This window comes from Enterobacter sp. 148H3 (assembly GCF_034107425.1).
Taxonomy (GTDB): Bacteria; Pseudomonadota; Gammaproteobacteria; order Enterobacterales; family Enterobacteriaceae; genus Enterobacter; species Enterobacter vonholyi.
Genome location: NZ_JAWNEI010000014.1, coordinates 95,773 through 103,127, shown reverse-complemented (window position 1 = coordinate 103,127; position 7,355 = coordinate 95,773). Strand labels below are relative to the sequence as shown.

Annotated in this window: 7 protein-coding genes; 1 reads left to right on the top strand and 6 read right to left on the bottom strand. The window is 60.0% G+C overall.

All coding sequences use genetic code 11. The features are described from left to right. The first annotated feature begins 92 nt into the window (after nucleotides 1-92). Complete coding sequence (gene nrdG, locus USH94_RS18720) at nucleotides 93-557, top strand: anaerobic ribonucleoside-triphosphate reductase-activating protein (RefSeq protein ID WP_111965356.1); 465 nt, start codon at nucleotides 93-95, stop codon at nucleotides 555-557. Between the two features lie 32 nt (nucleotides 558-589). On the opposite strand, the gene USH94_RS18715 is transcribed toward nrdG, so the two are convergent. From USH94_RS18715 to USH94_RS18690, 6 genes are read right to left on the bottom strand one after another with little or no spacing between them, the layout of a single operon-like run. Next, on the bottom strand, nucleotides 590-2,500 hold the full coding sequence (locus tag USH94_RS18715; protein WP_111965357.1) for a BglG family transcription antiterminator: 1,911 nt from the start codon (nucleotides 2,498-2,500) through the stop codon (nucleotides 590-592). Nucleotides 2,501-2,519: 19 nt separating this feature from the next. Next, nucleotides 2,520-3,656, bottom strand: a complete 1,137-nt coding sequence (locus USH94_RS18710; RefSeq protein ID WP_111965358.1) for a lactonase family protein — start codon at nucleotides 3,654-3,656, stop codon at nucleotides 2,520-2,522. Between the two features lie 36 nt (nucleotides 3,657-3,692). Beyond that, nucleotides 3,693-4,433, bottom strand: coding sequence for a 2-dehydro-3-deoxy-phosphogluconate aldolase (gene dagF, locus USH94_RS18705; protein WP_111965359.1), 741 nt, complete (start codon nucleotides 4,431-4,433; stop codon nucleotides 3,693-3,695). Next, the gene (locus USH94_RS18700) at nucleotides 4,430-5,548 is read right to left on the bottom strand and encodes a DgaE family pyridoxal phosphate-dependent ammonia lyase (protein WP_111965360.1); all 1,119 of its coding nucleotides are present in this window, start codon (nucleotides 5,546-5,548) and stop codon (nucleotides 4,430-4,432) included. Before USH94_RS18700 ends, dagF begins: the two co-directional genes overlap by 4 nt. After that, the gene (locus tag USH94_RS18695) at nucleotides 5,532-6,665 is read right to left on the bottom strand and encodes an amidohydrolase/deacetylase family metallohydrolase (protein WP_111965361.1); all 1,134 of its coding nucleotides are present in this window, start codon (nucleotides 6,663-6,665) and stop codon (nucleotides 5,532-5,534) included. Before USH94_RS18695 ends, USH94_RS18700 begins: the two co-directional genes overlap by 17 nt. Before the next feature lie 42 nt (nucleotides 6,666-6,707). Then, nucleotides 6,708-7,349 (bottom strand): DUF4310 family protein, encoded by a 642-nt coding sequence (locus USH94_RS18690; RefSeq protein WP_003856081.1) that lies wholly within the window; start codon nucleotides 7,347-7,349, stop codon nucleotides 6,708-6,710. Nucleotides 7,350-7,355 lie beyond the last annotated feature (6 nt).

The window sequence follows — 7,355 nt, the reverse complement described above, 5'->3', positions numbered from 1 at the left end:
CGGGGGGGGGGGGGGGTCGTGCCGGGCCTCCCGCCCCCTTTTTTTTGCGTCGCGGTGCTCCCCCCCCCCCCCACCCGGCGTGGTTATTCGCTATGAACTATCACCAGTACTACCCTGTCGACATCGTCAACGGCCCCGGCACCCGCTGCACCCTGTTTGTTTCAGGCTGCGTCCATGAATGCCCCGGCTGCTACAACAAAAGCACCTGGCGACTCAATTCTGGCATGCCGTTCACCGCGGAGATTGAAGATAAAATCATCAGCGACCTGAATGACACGCGTATTCACCGCCAGGGGATTTCACTCTCCGGCGGCGATCCGCTGCACCCGCAAAACGTGCCGGATATTCTGAAGCTGGTGAAGCGCATTCGTGCAGAGTGTGCGGGAAAAGATATCTGGGTCTGGACAGGCTACAGGCTGGATGAACTGAATACGCAGCAGATGGAAGTGGTGGATCTGATTAACGTGCTGGTCGACGGCAAGTTCGTGCAGGATTTAAAAGACCCGTCTTTGATCTGGCGCGGCAGCAGTAACCAGGTAGTGCATCATCTGCGTTGAGCAAAGGCGGATGTTATCCGTCCGCCCTTACCTCAAAACCGACTCAAACTCTCCATAGCCACCGCCTTAAACCCGGCAAAATCTCCGCAGCTAGAGAGCCGCGACATCGCCCGCTCGCGCAGGAAGGTGACGAAGATATCGTAAATCGCCATCGCCTCTTCGTACTCGCTTTTGCTGATGGCGAGCAGGAAGATAACGTGCGCGGTTTCGTCGCCCCACTGAACGCCTTGCGGGGCGAGCACGGTGTAGACCACCGTTTTCTGCGCCAGCAGGCCGAGGGAGTGCGGGAGCGCAATGCCGTCGCCGAGCATGGTGCTGACGATGGCTTCACGCTCAACAACCGAATCCAGAAACTCCGCGCCGACAAAGCCTTCTGCCTCAAGCTGTTCACACAGCTCGCGGAAGAGCGTCTGCTGATCGATTGGCTTGTCGATAATGCGGAAATGGGCTGCATCGAAGTATTTATCCAGCATCCACGGGCGGGTGCGGTCCACGAGCACCAGTTTGCCAATCTGTTCTAACTGATAGTCGGTCGGGAACGGGGCGATCGTTACTACCGGTTTCGACTTTTCGCTGACGCGTGCGGTGGCTATCACAAAGTCTTCGCCAATGGTTTCCGCAACCTCGTACTCGCGCAGGGTGAGCGTGCGCGTCACCTCAATCTGCGGATATTTACGCTGCAGCACCGCCTCAATCATGCGGACCATCGCGTTACCGGCGTCGCATACCAGCAGCACGCGCGGCTGGCGCTGGTAGCCGATGTTGTAGTGGCGCTCCAGCCCGACGCCAATGTGCAGCACCAGGAAGCCAATCTCGTTTTCGCTGATCGCATACGGCGTGTATTTGCCCCAGCTCGACACCGCCGCCAGCGTCATATCCCACGCCATCGGGTAGTGCTGCTTGATGTTATCCAGCAGCGGATTGGGGATCATAATTTGATACCGCACGCGGGTGATCATGGTTTTGATGTGCGTGAGCAGATCCGCGTGCAGCTGCGCGTCGCTGAGCAGGTTGTAGTTATAGTGAGTGTTGATATAGCGCAGGATGTAGTTGACCAGCGCCTCGTCGTCGTCAGCGTTAATGGCGCTAGGCGCGATCTCCTGAATCTGCCGCGCCGCAATGTGCACGCACAGCCAGCTCTCCTCTGATGGCGAAAGCGCCTTGCCCGCCAGCTGCTGGATGGTGACGGCGATATCCTTAGCCGCCTCGCGCACGTTCTCTTCCACGTCTTCGGCGTGGAATTCCGGCAGCGGATAGCCCTCGCTGATGCGCCGTACCGACACCGCGCAGTACAGGCGCAGGAACAGCTCGCCTTCATCGGTCAGGCGAATGTGGTGACGCGTCAGGGCGTCGTGCAGCACCGGCACCATCTGCTCCGCCACACCCGCATTTAGCGCCACGTCGGTCACCAGCGGGTTCAGGCTGTCCTGCTGCGCCAGCTCCCAGAGCAGATCGGTCAGGCACGCGCGGGTCGACATCTCGCTGCCAAACAGCTTCATGCCGTGGCGCGGACGCGTTTCCAGCGTCAGGTTATAGCGATGGAACCACTCGCGGACTTCGGCCATGTCGCTTTGCAGCGTGGCGCGGCTGACAAACCACTCGTCCGCCAGATCCTCCAGCTTAAGAGAAAATGCCGAGGTCAAAAAACGCACCACCAGATAATGCACGCGCTCCGGACCGGTCCGCGGGATACGCAGCGCGCGCGGGTGGGATGCCTGTAGCTGCTGGTAGCGCTGGGCATCATCTATTTTGAGCTGATAGCCGTTGCCCCGGCTCAAGATAAACTGCGCGCCGTGGCTTGCCAGCAGCGCGTTCAGGGCGGTGATATCGGCACGGACGGTTCGCGTGGAAACCGACAGCCGCTGCGCCAGTTCGTCCTGCGGCAGCGTCTCGTTTTGCAACAGTTCGAAAAGTTGCGCTAAACGTTGGTTCGGAAATCGCACGTCGTTGTCCTCTTACGGCTTAAGGTGAAATGACCATCTGGGATGGGCTGCCGACCGGGGTATAGTCCGGTTCGAAGCTCAATTTCCCGTCCTGCGCCACGCGGAAACGGGTAATGTTGTCGCTGCGCTGGTTCATGACGTACAGCCAGCGTCCCTGCTTATCAAGCGTCAGGGTGCGCGGGTAATCACCACGGGTCCATACGTCATCCTGATGCGTCAGCGTGCCCTCCGCCGTTACGGTAAAGTGCCCGATGCTGTTATGCAAACGGTTAGCCACATACAGCTGTTTGCCATCATCGCTTAACGCCAGACCGGCAGCAAAGCTGGTGCCTTTGTAACCTTCAGGCAGGGCTGAAAGCGTTTTGCCCTCTTTTAAGGTGCCGTTGGCGTTCACGGTATAATGGGTGAGCGTAGACGCCTCTTCGTTAATCAACCACAGGGCATCGCCCTTCGGCGTAAAGACAAAGTGGCGCGGCCCGGCCCCTTTTGAGGAGGCGCTGATAAACGGCGGATCGTTCGGCGTCAGCTTTCCTGTCCGATCGTCAAAGCGGTACTGATAGATGCGATCCAGCCCAAGATCGGTCGAAAACACGTATTTCCCGCTCGGATCGGCGGCGATCATGTGCGCATGCGGGCCGTTATGATCGCTGATCGCGAAACTGCCCTCGACGGCAGCTTCCGGCTTCGCCGCGCCCGGTTCGCCTTGATCCTGATGTGTGTCCGTGGCTTCACCCAGGCTGCCGTCTGCGTTGACGGGTAAAATGGCAATCGATCCGCTGACGTAGTTCGCCACCAGAAGATGCTTGCCGTTCGGCGTCAGCGAAAGGTAAACCGGCCCCGCACCGCCGGAGGCCACCTGATTAAGCTCGCTCAGCTCACCGTTATCGCCGACGCGCAGCGCCTGCACCACGCCCTGCTCTACTTCACTTGCCAGATACAGCGTTTTGCCGTCTTGTGAAAGGGTCAACTGCGCCGCATTCGGCAGTTTGCTCACCAGCGTTTTATCTTTCAGCGCGCCGGTTTGCGGGTTAACAGTAAAACGGTACAGCCCTTCACCGTTCGGATTATAGGTGCCCACCCAGGCGTATTGCGTCTGGGCGACAGCGGCAGTGGCGAACATTGAGAGTGAAGCGACAAGCAGGGTACGGGTGTGCATGGTGGCTCCTTCAGGTATGTGCGGTTTAGTTTTGTTTTATCTAACCAGCTTCTTCGTCATCGCCAGCAGCGTACGCACGTCTTCCGGACGCGTATCGCCGCTGGCTTTGTCGATAATCGAGCTGTAGATATGCGGGATGATTTTGCTCACGCCCGCGTCGAGGGCGATCTGCAGGATCTCCTCATAGTTTTCCAGATCGATACCTCCGGTCGGCTCCAGCCAGAAGTCGTGGCGGGCGCAGGCTTCCGCTACCGCCTTGTACTCGTCACGGCACTTGAGGCCGCCCATCGGGAAGTATTTGATGGAGCTGCCGCCGAAATCTTTCAGCAGGGCAATCGCGGTATCAACCGGCACGATACCGTCCGGCGCTTTGCTGCTCAGCGGGCCGGTGGAGATTTTTACCATGCCAACGGTGCCTGTCGGAGAGACCAGACCGTTGACCACGGACTCATTCTGCCCCAGCAGCGCGCGGCTGGTGGCCACGCCGGTAAAGACCTGGTTAACGTGCTGCGGCTGCACCTGGCGGGAGATTTCACTCACCATCGCCGACTGGTTTGGGTCGCCCGCGCCCAGCCCAACAGACAGCGCGTTATCAATCAGCTTCGCGTATTCGCGCATATCGGCAACAGCGCTCGCCACGTCCGGGTAGTTTTTGGAGAGCACGCCCACCAGCACGTGGCCTTCCGCCGCCTCGTAGATGGCGCTGGCGTTGGCCTTTGAGCCAGCCAGCACGTTCAGGCAGACGCGGTCACGGTAAAAGTTGGGGGTCAGTTTCATGCGTTTTTCTCCTGTCCTAATACTTCGCTAATGCGGCGGTACACGATGTTCAGCTGGTCAGCATTTACGCTGCGCACGTCCGCTTCGATTATCCCTTCGTTGGCCTTGTAGCCACGGAAGTAAATGGCGTATTCGCCCTGCTTCAGCTTCGCCACCAGATCGCCCGTGCCGACGCCGGTCGTGACTTCGTCGAACTTAATCTCAGTGCGGGCGATGTCGCGTCCGGCGCTGTCCCAGACCACGCGTGCGGTAACGCCGTTCAGGGTGTTGAGCGCCTCGATAAACGGCGTCATTTTCGCCACCATCTCGGCGCCGCTCTCTTTAGTGGCCGTCAGGTAGTGTTCGATGGCGCAGGTCAGGCCGAGAATGCCCTCTTTGCCGACCTTCATCGCGCGGCCAATGCCCGCCGTCTGGCGCTTAACCCACTCAACGTACTGGGTTTTGCCGATCACCAGACCGCTGGTTGGGCCTTCGATCGCCTTCGCGCCGCTGTAGATCACCAGGTCCGCGCCGGAACGGTAGTACGCGTGCAGATCCTCTTCCGCCGCGGCATCCACGATGAGCGGCAAGTCGTGTTTACGTGCGACAACCGCCGCCTGCTCGACGCTGAGCATGCTTTTCTGCACGCAGTGGTGAGATTTGATGTACATGATCGCCGCCGTACGCGGCGTGATTGCCGCCGCCAGCTGATCGGCGGAACATTCGTTGGCGTAGCCCGCTTCCACCAGCCTGCCGCCGCCCAACGCCACCATGGTGCCCACCGGCGCGCCAAAGTTCACGTTGTGGCCTTTCGGCAGGACGATTTCGTTATTTTCAATCGGTGTGACGTGCAGGTTTTTCAGCAGCCAGTCGCTGTCTTTTACCAGCACCGCGGCCACGGACTGGGCAATGCCCGCCGACGCGCAGGAAACCACCGTCGCCCCTTCCACGTCCAGCAGCTTCGCGATGTAATCCCCGGTTTTATTGACCAGATCCTTCATCTCGAAATAGTGATTCATGCCGTCCATCGCCGCCTGCACGACTTCCGGGCGCGGCGTGGAAACGCCGAGCGCCGTCATGCGGCCAGAGGTGTTGATAACCTGCTTTAAATGGTACTTCTCATAAATCGAAGGCATGTTCCGTGCTCCCTTGTTCGGTCATGTAGCCCTTGCCCGCGCGGATCGCGGCAAGCGGCACCAGAATGTGTTCAGCCTGCAGGCTGTCGTTTTCGGCATCCGTCAGCACCGTTGGCTGGCGCTTGAGGGTAAACAGCGTCAGGTCGGCGTCGAGACCCGGCTGAATGCGGCCTTTGCGCGCCAGGCGCAGGCCGTCGGCGGCGTTCGCTGTGACGCAGTCAATCACCTGCGGTAAGGACATGCCGATGGCGAGAAACTTCGACATCACGCTTGCCAGCGAGCCCACCGGGCCGTTGATGCGGTTGCGGCAGTAGATATCCGAGCTGATGGTGTGCGGCAGAATGCCCATCGCGATCGCGCGTTTCGCCACCTCAAAGCTAAAGCTCGCCGTACCGTGCCCGACGTCCAGACGCACGCCGCGCTTCAGGGCTGAGGTGATGGAGGCGCGCAGCTCGCCGGACGGCGTCAGAATGCGGTTAGGCTTGCCGTTATAGCAGTGGGTGATAATGTCGCCGGAGCTCAGCAGCTCGGCAATCTCGTCGAGGTTCGGCGGGTTGTTGCCAATATGAACCATCAGCGGCAGGTCGCCGTTCTCTTTCTGAATGGCTTTGGCACGCTCCAGCGGCGTGATGCCGTTTTCACCGACCACGCTGCTGCTCATGCGCGCCTTCAGGCCGACGATAAAATCAGGGTGGCGCGTCACCGCCTGCTTCACCTCGTCGGCGTCAATATTGGCCATGTTGGCCAGCTCGTTCTGGGCAATCAGCCCCACGCGGGAGATGTTCAGCAGGGCAAAGACCTCGGTGGAGGCCCTGCGGGTGATCGCATAGAAATCGTCCACGTCGTCGGCCCCGGTACTGCCCGCGTCCACTACGGTGGTGACGCCGGTGGCAATGCCCACGCTGTCCGGCTCGTCGTGGTAAATCGGGGAATTCGGATAGCAGTGTACGTGGGAGTCAATCCAGCCTGCGCTGACGAACACGTCACCGTTAAGATCAACCGTCTTGCGAGCGGGAGCGTCAATGTCGCCCGTCGCGGCAATCTTCCCGTCCTGAATCGCGATATCGGTCAGGGTATCGTCGGCGAGGCGCGCGCGGCGCAGGAGTAAATCAAACATGAGGATCTCCTGAAAAGGCGGGCGCCGGAGCGCCCGCGGGTATTAAAGGGCGACCGGGAACAGCCAGCCCAGAATCATCGCGCCGAGGATAGCGCCACCGGTAATCGGCTTCTGCCAGATGTAGAACAGCAGCGCACCCACCAGCGAACCGACGCCGATTGGAATGGAGGCGGTCATGGCGCTGAGAATAATCAACGGCCCGAGGAAGCGGCCGGAGGCGTTGCCAGCCCCCATCATCACGTCTGCGCCGTAGGTGGAGTTGCTCTGGTTGATAGTGAACTTACGCGCCAGGATGATGACGTAGCCAATCGCCAGGCCAATCACCAGGCCGGTGATCAGCGAAGCAATGAAGTTGGTCACCGGGAACATGATCCCCGCGCCCAGCAGCAGCGCCGGAACGCCAAGGCCCACGCCGGTCTGGATCGCGCCACCGATGTCGAGAATACCGACCAGCGAGCCTTCGATAATACGGGCGAACAGGAAGCTCGCGCCAAACGCCGCCACCGCGCCGTAAACGCCGGTATCAATGCCCGCTTTCAGCATCGCCACGAAGGCCACTTCGTTAAACGCGCCGATGCCGTAGAGGTAGTACATGTGCGTCCCGGCAAACACGCCGGAGGAGAGCAGGCCAACGAAGATCGGGAACGACCAGTCGGCATACCAAAAACCTTTATTCTGTTCCATGTAGAG

What these genes read in the sequence shown, in the direction of transcription:
- nrdG (WP_111965356.1), top strand. Translation starts at nt 93, where the DNA reads ATGAACTATCACCAGTACTACCCTGTCGACATCGTCAACGGCCCCGGC.
- USH94_RS18710 (WP_111965358.1), bottom strand. Translation starts at nt 3,656, where the DNA reads ATGCACACCCGTACCCTGCTTGTCGCTTCACTCTCAATGTTCGCCACT.
- dagF (WP_111965359.1), bottom strand. Translation starts at nt 4,433, where the DNA reads ATGAAACTGACCCCCAACTTTTACCGTGACCGCGTCTGCCTGAACGTG.
- USH94_RS18700 (WP_111965360.1), bottom strand. Translation starts at nt 5,548, where the DNA reads ATGCCTTCGATTTATGAGAAGTACCATTTAAAGCAGGTTATCAACACC.
- USH94_RS18695 (WP_111965361.1), bottom strand. Translation starts at nt 6,665, where the DNA reads ATGTTTGATTTACTCCTGCGCCGCGCGCGCCTCGCCGACGATACCCTG.
- USH94_RS18690 (WP_003856081.1), bottom strand. Translation starts at nt 7,349, where the DNA reads ATGGAACAGAATAAAGGTTTTTGGTATGCCGACTGGTCGTTCCCGATC.